Origin of the sequence: Paenibacillus sp. FSL H8-0537 (assembly GCF_038051995.1) — a bacterium.
Classification (GTDB): Bacteria; Bacillota; Bacilli; order Paenibacillales; family Paenibacillaceae; genus Pristimantibacillus.
In genome coordinates this window covers 1,368,659-1,387,075 of record NZ_CP150290.1, presented here as the reverse complement: position 1 = coordinate 1,387,075, position 18,417 = coordinate 1,368,659, and the positions used below count along the sequence as shown (strand labels likewise).

10 protein-coding genes are annotated in these 18,417 nt (G+C 50.4%); 1 reads left to right on the top strand and 9 read right to left on the bottom strand.

The window, feature by feature from the left end:
• Positions 1-216 precede the first annotated feature (216 nt).
• From MHB80_RS05595 to MHB80_RS05555, 9 genes are all read right to left on the bottom strand, one after another.
• The gene (locus MHB80_RS05595) at positions 217-1,704 is read right to left on the bottom strand and encodes a nicotinate phosphoribosyltransferase (RefSeq protein ID WP_341281253.1); all 1,488 of its coding nucleotides are present in this window, start codon (positions 1,702-1,704) and stop codon (positions 217-219) included.
• Position 1,705: 1 nt separating this feature from the next.
• Positions 1,706-2,515: a ribose-phosphate pyrophosphokinase gene (locus tag MHB80_RS05590; protein ID WP_341281252.1), complete on the bottom strand. Its 810-nt coding sequence runs from the start codon at positions 2,513-2,515 to the stop codon at positions 1,706-1,708.
• A gap of 95 nt (positions 2,516-2,610) precedes the next feature.
• Positions 2,611-3,384: an NUDIX domain-containing protein gene (locus MHB80_RS05585; protein ID WP_341281251.1), complete on the bottom strand. Its 774-nt coding sequence runs from the start codon at positions 3,382-3,384 to the stop codon at positions 2,611-2,613.
• A 182-nt stretch (positions 3,385-3,566) separates the two neighbouring features.
• Positions 3,567-6,182 carry a polynucleotide kinase-phosphatase gene (locus MHB80_RS05580; protein ID WP_341281250.1) on the bottom strand — a complete coding sequence of 872 codons (2,616 nt, stop codon included), beginning with the start codon at positions 6,180-6,182 and terminating at the stop codon, positions 3,567-3,569.
• On the bottom strand, positions 6,179-7,600 hold the full coding sequence (locus MHB80_RS05575; protein WP_341281249.1) for a 3' terminal RNA ribose 2'-O-methyltransferase Hen1: 1,422 nt from the start codon (positions 7,598-7,600) through the stop codon (positions 6,179-6,181). Before MHB80_RS05575 ends, MHB80_RS05580 begins: the two co-directional genes overlap by 4 nt.
• Before the next feature lie 184 nt (positions 7,601-7,784).
• Entirely contained in the window at positions 7,785-8,267 is a 483-nt protein-coding gene (locus tag MHB80_RS05570) for a hypothetical protein (RefSeq protein ID WP_341281248.1), read from the bottom strand.
• 6 nt (positions 8,268-8,273) lie between these two features.
• Positions 8,274-8,879, bottom strand: coding sequence for an AAA family ATPase (locus tag MHB80_RS05565; protein ID WP_341281247.1), 606 nt, complete (start codon positions 8,877-8,879; stop codon positions 8,274-8,276).
• Between the two features lie 232 nt (positions 8,880-9,111).
• Positions 9,112-11,835, bottom strand: coding sequence for a cohesin domain-containing protein (locus tag MHB80_RS05560; protein WP_341281246.1), 2,724 nt, complete (start codon positions 11,833-11,835; stop codon positions 9,112-9,114).
• 779 nt (positions 11,836-12,614) lie between these two features.
• Positions 12,615-15,677 carry an S-layer homology domain-containing protein gene (locus MHB80_RS05555; RefSeq protein WP_341281245.1) on the bottom strand — a complete coding sequence of 1,021 codons (3,063 nt, stop codon included), beginning with the start codon at positions 15,675-15,677 and terminating at the stop codon, positions 12,615-12,617.
• A gap of 297 nt (positions 15,678-15,974) precedes the next feature.
• Between MHB80_RS05555 and MHB80_RS05550 the strand changes: the two genes are divergently transcribed.
• A complete protein-coding gene (locus MHB80_RS05550) occupies positions 15,975-18,293 on the top strand; it encodes an AraC family transcriptional regulator (RefSeq protein ID WP_341281244.1) in 2,319 nt (772 codons plus the stop codon).
• The last annotated feature ends 124 nt before the right edge of the window (positions 18,294-18,417 follow it).

The window sequence follows — 18,417 nt, the reverse complement described above, 5'->3', positions numbered from 1 at the left end:
AGCTTCTATTTCCCATCTAAGAGAAGAAATCTCACTTCACCTTAACATATGAGCAATTATTCATCAATCGTCTAACCCTTCCCTACTAACGCAAAAATGCCCCGCATCTAATTTAGATGCGAGGCATTAAAATTCCATCTTTTTTTAAATATAATTTCACAAATATGCATTTCACAAATGTGCGGCACCACCGCTTGACCCATCCGTCAACCGTTCCTACAAGTTCCCCAGCAAATTGGCACGAATTCCTGCCAGCTCCTGCTCACGCACCAGCTTGCCATTTTCAAAAATCGGCTTCATTACGTCCTCCTGCTTCCTTGCCTCATACTCTTGAACGCTCAAATCGTCCGTGAGTGTCAGCACGCCGTCCTGCTCGGTTACGAGTACGAGTCCGGTTTGCGATTTTTTCACTTTGCCGATATCGGTTGCTGGGTCTTTGAAAATTTTACGCTCTTCGCCGTTAATGATCGTAAACGTCGATTTCAGCGCAAAGCCGAATGTATCGCGTGTATTGTACTGGTAAGTGAACGAGCCGATGCCGAATACCATATTTGTCGATGCAAAGCCCTTCTCCGCCAGCCTCTCGCAAATTTCACGGCAGCGGCTGATCGTAATCGCATCCCCATAAATCGCGCCAATGTGGCTGTCAAGCTGCTTATAGCCCTTCTCGGTCACTGTACCGCCGAATATATCCCACAAAATTTCAATAACGCCTTTGCGCGCCAGTGGATGCTCCGAATCGGGATCGCCGCAAATGATATTGACCGGATCGCCACTGTCCGGACGAATGACAACCTTGCCGTCGCGGGCGAGAATATCCTCTTTAAGCCCTCTGACCACCACATCGAGCACGCTCCACAAATCCCATGTATCCGAAACAATCGAGACAAAGCCTTTCGGATATACCTCATTAATCAGGTAGCGGTACGACGCCATTTCATCGGTGCCATGGGCGCACATGACGCTGTGCTCCGTTGCTGGAATCGAAGTGCCAACCAGCTCTTTCTCCATATCCGCGCCATAAAATTGCTCCAGATACAAAATCGCCGGAACCGTATCCGTTCCTGTGAACGATAGCAAATGCCCAGCGCCGCTGCCTTTTGCCGCTTCCAGCGAGCTCATGCCCCGCATCGAAAAATCATGCCCCTGAAAAGGGACGCCCGACGTATCGCCGCTTGTCAGCAAAGCGTATTGCTCCAAAATTTTACGGTATTCAAAAGCAATCGTCGCGCTCGTTGTCGGCATCCACAGCTGGCACGACATGAGCGTCTCCAAATAATTGGTCACCCAGAAAAATTCGGGATGCGTATTTTCAATCGTCAGCATCGGCACTTTAACCGGAACGATCAAGCCTTCCTCCACAGCCTTGATGCGAATGGGCAAGTAGCCAAGCTCATGCAGCGCAGCAATGTGCGAAGCATCTGGATTAGCGTCGCCCAGCGCAAATTTCAGCACGCGGCAGTATTCCTCCACAACCTCCTCCTTCGTTCTTGCGAAAAAATGCTCATTGAAATAGTCGATCAAATATTCCTTAATGAAGGCTTGAAAACCAAAGGCGACCACTTCCTCCACGCCTTCCAGCCGGCTAGTACGGGCGGTCCAGGTCGAGTAGACGAATTCCGTCCCTTTCGGATACTGGTTTTTGTGGCTGATTTTATAAAAATCGCATAGCAGTGTCGCAGGGTAAGCTGTCTTCGTCGTCATTTTAAACCTCTCCCCATTCAAAAAGTTGGATTTTCTCATGTCCTGCTTCATTCAGCATCGTATTGGTCGTAAACACTTTATCGATAAGCGGCGAATCAAGCAGCTTGCCCTTATGAATCGAAGGCTCACAATGCCCTACCAGCAAATAAATTTCCGCCGCGCCCAAGCCTTTGAGCTTCTCCGCACTGCGCATAAACGTTCCCCCGTAGGAGCAAAGATCATCGACGATAATCGCCTTAAAGCCCTCGCTTGCCACTTGCCCAACCACATCTAACCGTTCAATTTCACCCGTTTGAAAATTCCGCGCCTTAAAGCCGACCAGCTCGTTATAGCCGCGAACTTTGCTGTAGCGCTTCTGCGCCCCGGCATCAGGGAAAAATAAATAGTCCGCCGCACGGTCAAAGCCCGTTGCCTCAACAACAAGGTCCAGCAGCTCAATCGTCGGATACCGTGCCGAGCAATTGTTAAGCAGCGCTAGCGTCACATCCGAATGCGGCTCCAGCACCGTCACCTGTCCAAATGCCAAGGAGTTGATCAGGCCGCATACATATTTCAAAGTAAAAACAGAGGCTCCCTCGATCCGGTCCATTCGGCTGTAGGGCATATAAGCAATCGTCAAGTCGGCGTGCACCTTACGGCTGTCCAAATATTGCTTCACGAACATCAGCTTAATCAAGTCGCTGTCATTCTCATATTTAAAAGCAAGCGTATTCTGCTCGGCCATAAGCTCCGTAATCGCATCACCATCTACAAGCGTTTCTCCATTGGGAAACGTCTTGAATGCTAGCTCCGTGCCATTGAGCTTGATCATCTAACTCACTCTCCTCGCTGCTACGTAGTTACTATTTAAATCTGCCATTCCGCTCTGACACACTCTGATATGCTCTGTTTCCCTTACTCTGGGAGCTAACCGTAAATCGACAGCTGCGGTTCATGTCCCGTAAACCGATACAGCTGAGCCGGGCGCTGCGAATACAAATTCGATGACTTCGGCTCCCCCGCCGCGTCCACGGCTTTCTCAATAATGCCGCTGCGGCTTTGCGTCGATGTGATTTTCCGAATAAAGTTTTGTTCCGCAAAATCCGGCACGACCGCTTGAATGACCTGATACAGCTCGGCAATCGTAAATTCATCTGGTAAAAAAGCTTTCGCTATCGTCGTCGTCAGCATCTTCCGCTGAATTTGGAGCAGCGCATCCTCGATCAGAGTCCGATGGTCGAAGGCGAGCGGGAGCTTCAGCGCATCCGCTACCGGGAACAGCTGTACTTCCGATGCGTCGACCGCCGCCTGCCGATTCGCAAGCTGCTGCTCACCCACGAGTGCCAGAAACGCATGTGAAATCATCCAGCCCCGCGGATCACGTCCGGGCGCACTATATACATTAAAATACTCGAGATGAACCTCGCTAACCTGCGTCTCCTCGAGCAGCTCACGTCTGGCGCATTCCTGCACCGTCTCGGTTTCCAATGTAAAACCGCCTGGCAGCGCCCATTGCCCTTCGAAAGGCCAAATGTTACGTTTGATGAGCAGCACCTGCAGCTCATGATGCGGCAAAGCTTTCTTAACCTTGCTGCGCTCGGTTGAAACAATCGTAAAGATCACGATGTCCGTCGGCGCTCCGTCCGGCGTTCGGTAATGATCGGGCGAATAGTTGGATTCATTTTCGATCAAGTGCTTCACTTCCTGTTACCATTTAATTTTCTATTTGATATTATCATTATGACATTATTAAATGATTTGTCAAGCCTTTTGAATATTACCGATAAACGTTTGCTGATCGAATACAATGCAAATAGCGGGAGCCGCTCATTTTCAAGAGCAGCTCCCGCTTTTATACCTTTCCTTCCCTCATCCCTCATCCTCTAAAGCCGCGGATCAACCGAATCCGACTCCATGGATAAAGCGGCAAGCACACATTCATGAATCCGCTCCACCGATTCCTTGCGAATAAACCGTTCCACCGACTCCAGTCCCAGCGCAAATTCCTTGAGCGCATAACGCTCCTTTTTGCTTGTTTTGCGCTGCTTCAGCCTTTGCAGATTTTCGGGCAGCAAATAATCCATGCCATAAATAATATGCAGATAGCTGCGGCCTCTGACTTTAATGGCCGGCTGGATCAGTCTTCCTTTATGTCTGGCGACAAAATACTCCGGCTTAACGACAGCCCCTTCATGCCCCTGCTCCGTCATTTCCTCCCACCACCGAATCGCCGCAAGCTCACTGGCCTCATCAGTTACAACCTTATATTCCGTTTCCATGAACAGCTCCGAGCAAGCAGCCAGCTCGCGCGCATGCTCCATATGCCAGCTGTGCTGCTTGCTTTGGTAGCTTGCTGTACTATGCGCCAGCGTGTGGAAAGGCGCAATTCGAATACCTTCCAGGCCATTCGTATCCCAGCAATATTGCTGGAATGCCTGCTCGAACGTTTCGGCGTTGCCCAGCTTGATTTCCAGCTCATCAATCCAGTGCTGCACAGCTTTGCCCGCGCCGTTCGCCTCCCGCAGCTTGGCGATTTTGGCCCGTCTGTCCATCAGCGAAACCTCTGCCACATGGGCATATTGCGAAGCAATCAGCTCCCGAGCCTTTAAATTCCACGGGACAATTTCCGTATCCAGCAGCACTAAATCCGTACCGTAACGGTCAAAATAATTCGCCTTCGTCAAATCGCCATTCAACTGCCGCAGCACTTGCTCCTCAAGCATAGGCTCGAAGAACCTTCTGCCTGTTCGAGTATAAATGACGCCTAGTGTCTGCCGGCCGACATACGAGGCAGCTGCGGCTTCGTTTCGAAACAGCAGCACGATGGCTCTGCTGCCCATATGCTTTTTCTCCATGATCATCTTCTCTACGCCTTGTGAACGATAATAGGCGAAGGCTTCGGCCGGATGCTCCAAATACCGCTCATCCTCAGCCGTCTGTGGCGGCGGACTCATCGTCGGCGGAATATACACCAGCTCCTCCAGCGGCACCGTATAATGCGATACGGTATCAATCGCCGCTTTAACGAATTCGCCTCGGGCCGTTATATCGCCATAAGCGGAGGTCAGCACCGAGTACCCTTCAATATATTTTCGCAAATTTGGCTGCCTGAACCGATTTAATTGTCCCTCCAGCAAAGGATTGCGATCTTCCCCGGCATAATTAGCATACGCCTTCACTTGTACGAACTGCTTCTCCGGGTAACGGTATGCGGTCAAATACCCGCCAAATACGGCGCCTTGATCAATATTAATCGTTTGGTTCATAATCGTCGGCTCGACTCGCGGATCATGTCCCCAGACGATAAGCTCGCCAGACTCATGATCGTTATACCATTCCTTGCGCAGCGGCTTGCCCTCCGCATCGGTACCACCCTGCTCCCCATAGCGGCAGTAGTCCTGAATTTTAGTCGATTGCTTGCCAATATAGCTGTCGCGAATGCCCGCATGCACAACTACGAGCTGTCTCACGCCATTGCGGCAAAAGACGAGCTGCGGGGGCGCTTGCAGTAAAAATATCCGAAGCCGCTCCTTCAGCATACGTGCTGCTTCTTCACCATGCTCCCGCTCAAATTGCCCAAGCTCTGCTGCGGTTTTCTCGTCGCCATGGCTAAGCTCAACCTGCCTGCCGTCTAGCAATCTCGCTATCTTCCAGCCATGATTGCTGTCCGTCATGTAGGCAAGCCCTGCTTCCACATGCTTGCGCCACCATTCCATCGCCGCTAACGATTCCGGCCCACGGCTCATCACATCCCCGACCGATACGGGCAATCTGCCTTCCGGATGGCGGTAAAACCCTGCTTCATCCGGTTTATAGCCCAGCTTATCCAGCAGCTCCAACTGCTCCTGAAAACAGCCATGAACGTCGCCAATAATATCGATTCCTTGCCCCACCTCATGAACGAGCGGGTTAACTTTGCGCTCGAATGCAATATCCATAAGCTGTGCCGCTTTCACGACATAACTGGCGTCAAAGCCTTCCAGCCTCAAGCTGCGCAGCGAGCGCTTGAACAAATGCGCTTGCTTCTTCACCCGCTGCTTGCCCCTAGGAAACTCGCGCTTGCCATCCCGGCGAAGCAGCTCCTCTTCTGGCGTATCCAGCACAAGCGCAACAATCGGAACATGCTGCTTCCGCGCAAGCTCCACATAACGCTTGCGGTCTTCCTCATATAAATGCGTTGCGTCAATCAGCGTTAATTTATCCAAGCGACAGCGTATGGCGATCATGCCCTCCATCGCTTCGAACGCTTTTGCCGAAATATGCTGATACTGCTTGTAAATAATATCGGATTCCAGCTTGCTGCGACTGGTCCAATCCATAAATTCCACATCGCCAACGAGCATGCGGAACTGGTCTGAAGACACAACCTCAGTCGCCTTGATCGTACCCGCTGCAATCAGCGTGTCCAGCAGCGTCGTTTTGCCGCTGTTCGATGGGCCAACCAATAGCACAATACCGGCATGGGGGAGCCGAATGACCCTTTTATCCTGTTCGCTCATGATCGCCCATCCCCCTCTAATCTTGTAAATACAGCCATCTGTGTAGGCTGTCCGTACTGTCTATCCACATCGCCAACTCCGCATATACGGACTGCATAGCCGAATGGCTTGCCCCATTTTTCACACCATTCACGGAATTGCTCCCGCGTCCATTCGAAGCGATGATCGTTATGCCTCATTTCATAGTCGTCCAGCTCATACAGCGTGTTATATTCCTTATTCGGCGTCGTAACGATCCAGCTCTGCGGCTTGTAGCGCGAAACAATCATTTCGATCGCCTGATCCAGCCGGAAGGCATCAATATGCTCAATGACCTCACACAATACCAGCACATCTTTGCCACACAGCCATTCATCATAATAAAAAAGCGAGCCAATAACAGCCTGCGGCACTACCGCGCCCTGCCTGCCCTCAAGCTTTGCAAAACGTTCCAAGGCGCGAATTTGCGAGCGGCCCGAAGGCTCTACCGCCATAATCGTGTTCACGCCCGTTACGGCTCCGAGCCTCGCCGCCAGCTTGCCTTCCCCTGAGCCCATGTCTACGATAGACGCATGCTGAGGCAGCGCCTCCACCACTTCAGCTATCGCTTCATAACGAAGCTCGTTCAGCCTTGCTTTGCGCGGCGGCTCCACTTCTATTTCTACTCCGGCTACTATGCCCTGCTCTACCTGCTGAGCCTCCGGCTGCCGCTGCGTTTGCTGCGCAAGCTCGCGATTAAACTTCGCAATCAGCGGGCTGAAGCGCAGCGTGCGCCTAATAATAAGCTCGCGCTGCGGATGCCCCGCTAGCCAGCCTTCTCCATACCGATGCAGCTTGTCGGTTTCATCCTCGCCAATAAAATAATGCTTATAATCGTCCAGCATTGGCAGCATAATGAACAGCTGGCGCAAGGCGAGCTGAAGCGTCTGCTTGCCGGCAAGCCGAATCGTCCGCGCCGAGCTGCGGCTTTTCAATTGAAACGGATAGGCGATGTCCGCCCTTTCAATCTCGACCTCATAGCCGAGCGCGCCGAACAGCTCTTCAATCGTCCGGTCCGGCAAATTCGAGGCGAGCGGTCCGAAGGACAGCTCCAGCTGGAAAGCATGCTGCACCCACTCGGCATAAGCCTCCTTCGGCTTGCCATTCAAGGCTGTCCCGAGTGCGGATCGCATGTAGGTACAGAACAAGCTGCTCACCGCAAATTCGCGGTCATTAATATAATGCGTAATATCATAATGCTCCGGGCTTCCTTTGTACAAATCTATGGGATCGGGCTCTGCAAACAGCAGAACCTCCGTTTCTTCTGGCGAGCTTATCGTATAAACGAGGCACACGCGCGCCTCTTTTTCCTTGCGTTCATATAAATGGTCCGGATGCTTGGATAGTAAAAAAGAATGCTTATCCGCATGCTCGCCCAGCGCTTTTATCGTTAAAAACATGTTATCCCCCCCTGGCTACTTCCTTCATTTTCCACGAAGCAAGCCTTTATGAACATGGCGGAAGTATTACGAAGCATGATTTTTTTGATAGGAGGACAACGGCAAATAAGCATGTGTTGAAATCACACATGCTTACTTAGGCCTATTATTAAGACATGGCGGCCTGTTCATTTTCCTATTCACGCTATTGGTGCTGGCGCTTCCTAATTTCATTCACGCCCATAATAACGGCAATCAGCTCATAATCTCCAAGCAGGCGGGTTTCATTCCATAAGCAATAAGCGCCGCTTTGCATCCAGCCGCTCGTCTGCGCGAAGCTCGCAATCGACTCCTCGCGGCGGTTCATAATCATATACTCCTTGGAAAACGCCGGCGACTCAATCAAATAAAAGCCTCGCTCGCCCGCATCATAATCGAAGCGCTTGTTCATGAAGCTCATCCGAGGGCGCAGCGTGCCAAGCGGAGTGCCCTGACTGTCGCTGACTTCCCATTTCATCGAGAAAAATCGAAATCTCGCCTCGCACATTTTCGTATCATTGGCATTATAAACTTCAAGCGAAGTACTGAACGCACTTTTCAGATTAACCCAGCCCGCAGACTGCCCAGTCTCATTCATAATGCTTGTACTGCCGGAATTGAAGAAGTTGTCTCTGAAATATAAGGACATGCAGCCTCACTCCCCTTCTACGATGTCATCACCATATACGAAGTGCTCCAGCAGCAACAGCTTTGCCTCATTCAGCTCGCCTGAATTATCAAAATCAAGCACCGAAGACGCTGAAATCGGCCAGTTCAGCTTGCGCGGCCCCAGTGAGCGGCTGAAGGCTTCCCAATTGCCAAGCTTCCATTCATCAAGCTCTAGGCCCCGTTCCTCTATCCGGCTGCGATGCAGCTCCTGATCCCGCAAGGAGACAAGAACGACCCGCACAGCCACATCACGCAGGCTTGCACCGATAGCCGACAGCTCCTGCTCAATCCACAGCGGATCAGCGGTTTCCTTCGTGAAAGGACCGATGACGAGCGCGTCCGTGCCAATCGCTACATTTTCCAAAGCCGCATCCATCGTAATCCGGTAGCCGAGATCGCGGCAGCGCACCTTATACAGCTCCGAATCGCGATCCTTCGGATCGAGCCCCGATGCCGTCATAATCGCTTCGGCAGCCGGACGAAGCAGCGTATCCATATCAAAAATCGCAGCGCCCTTGCGCCGTGCGAGCGCCTTGGCCAGCGTCGTCTTGCCCGCTCCCGCCCCGCCTAGAAAAAATACTAATTTACGCATATGACTCGCCCCCACACTCTAATGCTAATTACCCGCAAACATGAACGAATGAACACCTATCAACTCTGCCTCTCTACTATAAACCATTTTCTAGCCAACTGGTCAAAAACAGCCCTTAAATACCTCTTTTTTCGAAGGGTATTCCCTACGAAAACAACCTCCAAAGCCGCATGAGCTTGCGGCCTTGAAGGTTGTACGGATAACTGGAAACGTTAATGTCCAAGCGCTCCCGTTAGTGAACTTTAATATTCAGCACATCGCCGGCAAGCTGCGTATTCACGCCTGCTCCGTCCGTGCCGATCAGCTTGGTTACCGCAAGCGCGGTCACATCAGCTGGCGCACCCGCTTTAATGCGGAAGGTCAGCTTCAACAAATTGCCCAGCGGATTATTCAGTCCGTCGCCGACATGACTGCCCTTCAAGCTGATAACGCCTGCAGCGTCCGCATGCTCATTGATCACAAATCTGCCTGTATCAAGCGATTCCGGGGTTCTTACGAGCTCTAATACATTCGGATCATATTCGATTCGAATGCTTTGCTCCGCAATGCCTCTTGGCACATTTTGCAGGGCATAAACGACATCGAAGCTTTGTCCCTTCGCCATTGCATGAGGTCCAATGAGCGTTGCGCCGATGGAGCTTCGATCATCCACAACGGGTGTCCAATAATTCGGAATCGGCACACCTGCAAAATTCGTGTCCGATGCAAAATAGAAGCTTGTGTACGTTGGCTGGTTATACGTCGTATTTTGCCAAGCTACGCCTGTACGGTACTGCGGATCATGCATCAGCGTATACAGCTTGCGATCTGTCAGCTCCGTGCTCGTATAGATGCGGATAGCCGAGCTGTCCACGGTGCGCACAAGCATTTCCTCCCGCCAGTCTCCGAAAATATCCGCTACGAGCGAAGGCGTTCCCTTCGTATGGTTATTCGTGCGGGTTCCATCTGCCGTTAGCAATCTGCCACGCTTCCAATCATCAATCGTCGGCGTGTTTTCCAAGGAGCCATTCACAATTTGCGTCGTCATATTGCCCGCCCATTTGATGTTCATGTTCGTTCCCGGCGAGGTGGTGCTGATCTGCGTTCCGCTTGCTGTCCATGTGCCAACCGCCCATGTCTCCAGCCCTCTGTGATTCGGGTCGATATCGCCTACCATGCCGCGTCCGGTATCCTTGCCGGTGTAGCCGCCATAAATGACTTCGCCTGTCGCAGCATCGCGCAGCGAGTAGCCATAAGGGGCATACGGTCCACCCTCATGCACCATAAAAATTTCTAAGCCCGGACGGTCAGGATCAATATCTGCGACATGAAGCGCATCGCCATGTCCAAGACCTGCATACGTCCCCGGATTTGCGCTGCCCGGCGGCAAAATATCGCCCGAGCTGTAGAGCAGTGTACCGTCATGGTCAATTGTCGAGGAGCCATAAATAATTTCCTGCTTGCCATCGCCATCCACATCCGCCGTGCTTAGCGAATGCGCGCCCTGCGTCGTAAGCGTTGCAAAGGCCAGATTCAGTCCCGGTCTGCCATGCGGCCCATCGTTGAAAGGATTCGTCATCGGCACCCAGCCGCTGTCGACAAACCAGTGCTCACGCAAATGCTTGCCGTCCCATTCATAGGAAACGAGCGTCGAGCGCGTATAGTAGCCGCGGGCAAATACGGCATAAGGCTTCGTGCCATCCAAATAAGCTACGCCTGCAAGAAAACGGTCTACACGGTTGCCCGGCTCAATCCGGCCCATCGCATAGTCGCCCCACATGAGGCCATCGTCATGCCGGCCCGGCTTGTAGGGGATCGTCTCCAGCTCCTTGCCTGTCGCTCCTTCAAACACGGTCAAATATTCTGGCCCGCTCAAAATAAAGCCTTCAAAATCACGCAGCTTGTTGTTGCCGCTGCGCGCCGGCGCATATACATCCATAAAATAATCCGTCAGTTCTTCCGCATCCTCGCGGGACAGGGGATAGGCATATTTCGGCGCAATACCGAAGCTTTCTTCCAGCGTTGCCGGCCAATTACCGTTTACGACCTCCTCATGCTCGGCCCATTTCATGAACATATTTACGACATGCTCGTAATAGCCCTGCTTGCTCACGCGATAATCGTCGTTATTGCTGTAGCCTGCTGCGATATCCTCTTGCGGCATCGTAATATAATTTTCGGAAGCGATTCCTCCGCTGCTGTCGTATTTCGTTATTTTGGTGCCCGGCGCTGTCTTGAACATCATTTCCGCCTTGCCGTCACCGTCAAAGTCATACACCATAAATTCGGTATAATGCGCTCCTGCGCGAATGTTCGGCCCTAGCTCAATGCGATACAGCTGCGTGCCATCAAGCTCGTAGGCATCAATAATAACCTCGCCGGTGTAGCCCTTCTGCGACACATCCTTGGCGTTCGACGGGTCCCATTTGACGATATATTCAAATTGCCCGTCGCCATCCACATCGCCGACGCTCATGTCGGCAGCCGAATATGTGAAAGCCTCACCCACAGGGGTAACCCCATCTGCCGGTTTATTAAGCGGCAAATCATAATAACCATTTCCCCACGGTATAGCTTCACTGCTGCGTGCCAGCTCTTCCCCATTCACCACAGCCGCTACCTGATAACGCGATGAAGTGCTGCCCTGCGGGTCCGAGTAGTTCGTGCTGTCCGTCACCGTTGCAATGAGCGCACCATCCCGATAAACATTGAAATTCGCTCCGGTCATTCCACCCTCGGAATAGCCCGTCACCTCATTGCCTAGCAGCCGCCAGCTGAGAAATACGTTTTCCGAAGAAGCTACCGCTACAAGTCCTCTATCCAAATATTCCAGCTGTACTTTGCTCATAGCTGTCCCTGCTTGCCCTGAAGCTGCCGTTTCCGCAGCAGCTGCGCCTGCGGCGCTGCCGCATAGCAGCGTAAGCCCCGTTAGCGTGGCAGCCGTCCTTTTAAGCCAGTTGGAGTGGTTGCTGAACATGAATCAATCGCATCCTTTCGATTTGAAGATCAGTTGGTTGCGCTTACAAAAATTAAGGTTAAACCCGTCTTCCTCCTTTTCGCAGCACCTGATTAGCGCAGTAAATCCCTTTTTAGTATATAGATTCCTATTTGGCGAAACTAGGAAAAAAACAGAGTATTTCCATTAAATAACCGTCTTTTCCTGACGTTAGAAGATACTCCCTTGCCCCCTCTCCTTTCGTAAGCTCAAAGGATATCGTGAATATAAGTTGAACTAGAGAATGGAAGAAAGAGCAGCCATCGAACTGGAGTCCTGACTGACTAACTTACTGTCAGTCTTGTCTAAAGGAGATGGGAGGGTGAGAGGACAGAGAGGCCGTTAAAACTGAACATTTCCCCTTTTTATTCGGTTCGCGGACTCAGAAGCCGCTATTGTCTCCAAAAACCGTGAAATGCCACCAGAAATCGGATGATAGCGGCCCCACAGTCCGCCAATAGGAATATATGATCTCAATTCAAAAAATAAGGTCTGTGCAGTCCGCTAGGACACGGCTATCAGCAGCCATTTTCAAGCAAAGCTTGGAGTTGGGGTAGAGCCTCCTCGTCTAAGCAGCTTCAAGCATGATTCATCACTGGTGTTATATTCGATAGACCAAGCTAAATCGCTTGTGTCAAACGAAAAAAAGAGAACCCCAATTTCGAGTTCTCACTGTTCCATGTTTTCTGGTTTCTGGTTTCTGGTTTCTGTTCCCTTGAATCTCACACTTTAAAGCTTATTTTTTCGAATATTTGCCGAAATTATTGTTTATTCATGCTTTGATGCAGCACAGCTAGCATCTTCGCCGCTTCGGCTCTTGTTGCGCCGCCTTTCGGATCAAAGGCATTGCCGCCCTTGCCAGAGATGATTTCGGCCTGCTGCAACGAAACGATTGCATCTGTTGCCCACGAGCTAATGCTGCTTTGATCAGCAAAAGCAACTCCGCTAGCCGACTTAGGCAGCGTAAAGCCAGCCTGATCCGTAAATCGCTTCAGCATAACCGCCATTTCCTCACGGCTAATCGGCTCATTTGGCTTGAATGTGCTGCTGGATGTTCCTTGGACAATCGCATGCTCTGCTGCCCAAGCTACATAAGGCAGGTACCAGTCTCCGGCTTTGACATCTCCGAATGCGGAGGTCGTATTTCCAGACACATCTGCGCCTGCAATATCAGCCAGTATTTTAGCAAATTCTGCTCTCGTAATGTTCTTATTCGGTGCAAACTGATTGCCGCCGCTGCCTTCAATCATATCACGGGCAGCTAAATAGGAGATGAATGAAGCTCCCCAATGGCTGTTTGTATCGCTAAAGCTGATCTTATTGTAGCCAACAGCGTAATGGCTGAGATGGTTCGTTACGAAAGTAACCTTGCCATTGCTGTAGCTGGAATTGCTCATGATGCTAGGCTTCCCGTCATTATCGATATAATAAGCAACAATAGCGCTTGTATCCTCGCCCTGTGCAGGTGTATAAGGAATATCAATTTGAATGCTGCTGCCGCCAAAGGTAGAAAGACTCGATGTTCCGGATTCAATTGCAATATCCAGCACTGGTCTTGTGCCTACTACACTTTTGGCTTCCGGTGTAAGCGTATCTGCTTCGCTTTGTGTGACCTTGACATGAATGTTATTGCCTGCTGCCTTTCCAATTGCATTCAGCGTAGTTGATTGAATCGTAAGGGTGCCGAATGGTGTCACCACGACCACTTTATCCACTTTGCCAGCAGACAGATTGGCAACAGCGGCTTTGGATAGCGAGATGCCGACTGATTTTGCATGATCTGCCGATTCAACGGTCAGCGTGACGATTCTCGATCCCGCTTCTTTTGCCTGAGCCTGCTCCACTACGGTTTTAATCTGAGCATCTTCAATGACAGCCTCTGCATTTCCATTAGCGTCTGCCTTTGCTGTCACCGTTACACCAGAATTCTGATCTACAGGGTTAGCTGGAGTAGGCGTTGGAGCAGGTGTTGGTGAAGGCGTTGACGAATTACCCGAGCCTCCAGAACCACCAGAGCCTCCCGAACTCGATTTATTCGTAATTTCCAGCGAGATTTTATCGGCTTGATAAACGACCTGAGCATTATACTGGCTCGGCACCCCGCTGATTTCGACCGATGTGAACTGTCCGTTTTGCTGATTAGCACCGTAGCTCACAAGTGTGACTGAGCCATTGCTTGGCACGTAGCTGCTTGGAAAATTCACCTGCAATTTCCCGTTTGTTTTTACCGCGCCTTTAATTTCAAGCACATCACTAGCGCTCGCAACGTTAAGCTCAAGCGTACCGCTCGCAGCTTGCGTGAAATTTCCGCCAATCGTCATTTTTCCAGCTACATTCTCCGTAAGCGTTCCGCCGTTATTCACGACATCGCCGTTTCCAAGAGCTGTTGCCGAACCGCTCTCCAGCTTACCCGCATTAATCTGAGTACCTCCGGAATACGTGTTGGTACCGAGAAGCTTCAAGGCGCCGCTTCCTTCCTTCGTCAGCTTGCCAGCACCAGCAATGTCATTCTTCCAGCTGTCCGCTGCATGGAAGCCGCCCTTGCTGGCATCCATCGTCACCGTTACATCACCGTCAAATGCGCCATAGCCATCTGCTGCGACAAAAAGATTAAGACGTCCCCAGCCTTCCGGATCATCCAGCACCGGATAGCCAGAAGAAATGCCTGTAGTCGCCAAAACGGCACGGCGCTGTTCATCCGTCAAATAAGGCTGGCGCGTTTCCATCAGCACTTCTGCCCCTTTAGGCACAACCATCGGCTCGGTTGTCGAATGGATCTGATCGAAGCCGTAGGTCAAACGCTCGGTAAATTGCGCTTTATTTTTCTCATAATCCGTAAAACGGTCTTCCGCTGTTCCTGTTTCCGTCAATAGAAGGGCATGCGCTTGATCATAAGCACCCTGCTTGAGTGCCGCATGGTCTGGGTCAGACAAGGCAGCCGCCGCTAGCGCCGTTGCCATAACACGTCCGCCAATAACATCAAGCGGAGAATGCATGCCTGCAATAATTCGGCTGTTCTCCATCTCCGAGGCGCGGGTCAGCAGCTCTTGGAACCGTTCAGGCACCGCATAGGCAAGAGCATAAGAAGCCAGATAAGAAGCATTCGTGTGACCGCTCGGGAAGCCGCCGTCCGTAGCTGGCGTTGCACTCCTTGCAGGTACTAGCGTAGGAACAATCATCGTAATGTCATTTGCCCAGCGGTAAGGACGCATATAGCTGTAGAAGCTTTTAGCAGGGTTGCCGGAGGCGGAGTTGCCGCGCAGGGCTCCAATCAAATCCACCATTTTGCCAAGCTCGGAATTGGAATCTCCCGCTTTGTTGGAGTCATTGCCATCGTTGTATTTAACTGTGGTAGCATCGCTCGGAATACTCGTAATGGTCGTAAAGGTTCCCGATTTGGCTCGATACACATCAGTCAGAGCACCAAGACCTTCAGTCGCTCCATACGATTGATTCGTTCGATCAACGTAATAAGCGAGCTTTTCATCCTCCGCTGTACGCGTAGCAGCAATGTTCGCTACATATTGAATGTTGTAGTCCAGTACGCTGCTGTTGCGCTTTGTGCCATTGTCCCATGAAGTCCCAGGCTCCCAGAGCTCCTGAAACCCTGACAATACGCCAATGACCGGGTTGGCATATACAGACTGATTGACAGGAACATTGTTTTTGTAGCTGTCTACAAAATGTCCCCATGCCGGAGTCGGCGGCAGTTCAATTGAAGCTCCGTTTGATGCTGCGGTTGCAGCATTCCCCACTACGGAATTGGAAAGCAGTAAGAGGCCCAATGCAACAGATACGACCTTTTTGGTAGAATTCTTTTTCAAGTTGAGTCTACTCCCATCGTTTCGTTATTTTGTTTTCCGAATCGATTTCGAGCGTAACATTTGGCCCTGCTGCTCCTCAATATAACAATTTCTGAAATGTATAAAAATCGTATCCTATCCTCTCTCATTCCTGCTTTTCCCCCTGTTCTGGCTGGAGAAAGGATGAGAAATAGGTTCTATGCTATAGAGTCTTTTGCTGCATATCTTCCTCAAGCCGAATAGTGTTAAGATTTGATTAATGGGTATAAGTCCGTCCATCCGGTGGTGTATAATCGAGACGGTGAGGAGGCGTAGACCGTGAAAAAGTGGAACTCTGTATTTGCTAATCTGGCTGTATCTTATATTTCCATCGTGCTGGTTATTGTTCTCTTGCTCTGCTCCGTCTTCTATATTTATTTCTCAAAAAGCTATGAAGAGGAGCTGCACTCTAAAAATCAGCTGATTATAGACAACACAGCCCAAACGATTGAAGCCACGGTGCTTCAGAGCGTACAGCAAATCTATCTGAATCTATCTCTCGATAAAACCGCAGATATTCGTTTATTTGCCGATTCCTCCTATAAAAACAACCTTAGCAAAGCCATTGATCTGCAGGAATTGCTCCAGTCACAAGTGGCTGCCCATTCAGACCTCATCTATGCGGCGCATTTATACTATCCGGAGCAAAATGTCATGCTCTCCTCCAATTATGGGCTGAAATTCAATGCCAACCAAGGCAGCAGCGCCGTATTTTTTGCCGATTGGATGAATGGGATGCGAGGCAATAAGCAAAACCAGCTCTGGACAACAACCCGATTGATACCACAAGATATTTATTCCAGCCTGCCGAATAGCAAAAAAGAAGCCTTGATCACCTACACGCATAGCTATCCCTTTCAAGCCTCTGGCGAAAACAGTGATCTGATCATTGCGATTGACTTGAAGGAAAGTGCGATTAGCGGGGTTATTCGGAATATGATGCCCGCGCAATATGAAAGCACGTTTATATTAGATCGTTCCGGGAGCCTGATCACGGGTTCAGACGAAGAAGGCCTAGGTTTGCACAACGCTCCCGACTCCAGCATCACCGAAACCTTGCTGTCCCAGGCGGAGTCTGGCCGCTTTAAAGACACGATTAATGATGCCCCTTATGCGGTTTCCTACCAAACGCTGCCATCGACCGGCTGGAAAATGTACAGCGCCATGCCTGCCAGCTTCTTCTATCAAAAGTTGATTTTCGTGCAAAAGCTTGTACTTGTTATCTGTGTAGCTGCTCTATTGATAGGAATCGTATTATCCGGGATTTTTGCGAGAGTAAGTTACAGCCCAATTAAGCGATTGGCGGGAAGAATAAAGGACTTATCCGGGCATGCGCCTGAAAATGTGACGAATGAATTCAAGTTTATTGATACCGCTTTCATTAGGCTGAACGATAAGGTCAGCAATCTGGAAGAGACGCTTCAGGCCAATAGCTCGGTTATTAGGCATAATGTATTGCTGAACCTGCTCCACAATAGCAATACAAGAGAAAAATTGGCGGAAGAGCTCCCCTTTCTCGGCATCTCTCAGGCCTACAGTCATTATTGCAGCATGATTGTAAATTCGGGCCAAGCCTATGCCCATTTAAGCTCCAGAGAAATGCAGTATGTCGTGTACCGAATGATCAGCCAGTTGGAGGGGGCTTCTGTGCCGGAGGCGCATATCATTGCCGAGGAGCTGCCGGACAAGACGATCGTTATCCTTGTTTGCGCGAGCGAAACCTGCGACGAATTTTTAGAGCAGCTGTCCCGTTTTGTATTAGCGGAAGCCAAGCAGCAGTTTCAGCTGGATTTTCAAATTTCACAGGGGTGCTGGGTACAGGATATTATCGAGGTTCACCAAAGCTATATGGAAGCCCAAAACTTAATAAAATACGGCTATTTCCTGCCGGATAGATCCATTTTGAACGATCGTACTCTACTGGATCGCGAGCATAGCCTTGAAGAAATCCCGCAAGCGATGCTTATGAGGTTCAGAGATAAATTGCATGCCCGTCAAGCCCACGAAATTGCGGCAGCGGTAGAGCAATTGGTGGTGACGATGCGGGAAGGCATGTACTCTGCCGATTATTGCCGCTTTGTTTTGGCGAACACCGTATACGTCTACTCCGATTATTTGAAAAACGTTCGATACCAGCAGCACGAGCAAGGCCATTTGGATTTATACAATCAGTTTAACGAGACACGTAATATCTATCATTTTCAGGAATGGCTGGTTAGCTCCTTATCGGCATGCCTTGAGCAAATGGAGAAACGGAATAACGATCGAGCTGTCTCCAGCATTGACGCTGCCAAGCAATATATTCGCAACCATTTATCGGAGGATCTGTCGCTTGAGACGGTGGCTGCCCAGGTGTTTATTAGTCCCAAGTATTTGAGCAAGCTCTTTAAGGAAGAGAGCGGCATCACCTATACCGACTATGTCACCAGCCAGCGAATGGAAAAAGCGACCGCTTTAATCGTGAACAATAATATGTCTGTTGAGCAAATTGCCAGTACAGTCGGCTATAGGACTGCGGCTTATTTTATTAAGAAATTTAAGGAACGGCATGGGTGTACACCGGGCAATTATTTGCGCCATACCGTTAAACAAGCGTAAACGGCTGTCGCCGTCCCTTGGCGGCAAAGCTTCCGTTTCGCGTAGAAATATAGAGAAAGTATGGCGAAGTCATATACTTTCCTATATTTCAAGCGTAAACGGCTGAAGCCGTCCTCTGGCGGCA